The organism is Galbibacter marinus (assembly GCF_000300875.1).
Classification (GTDB): Bacteria; Bacteroidota; Bacteroidia; order Flavobacteriales; family Flavobacteriaceae; genus Galbibacter; species Galbibacter marinus.
Map to the genome: position 1 here is coordinate 1 of NZ_AMSG01000079.1, position 217 is coordinate 217.

At 41.5% G+C, this 217-nt stretch carries 1 protein-coding gene; it reads right to left on the reverse strand.

Translation table 11 applies throughout. The features are described 5' to 3' along the window. A partial coding sequence (locus tag I215_RS15635) for an IS66 family transposase (protein WP_008992966.1) occupies nucleotides 1-217 on the reverse strand: 217 nt, incomplete at both ends.

Sequence of the window (217 nt, forward strand, 5' to 3'; positions counted from 1 at the left end):
CCCGTCTATTAATACGTTTTCAAGCTTGGGGCACTGTAGCACAAAATACGTCATTGCTTTTCCTATAGCACTCTTTGGTAATACTTGAAGGGAGTTTTCTTCAATCCAGTTTCTTATCCTTTGTAGAATAGGCTTTATCCGCTGATCCCTTGAGTGTTTTCCTTGATTTCTCGTTCGATGGTATACATCTCCTTGAACCACTCCAAGGCTTGTTCGG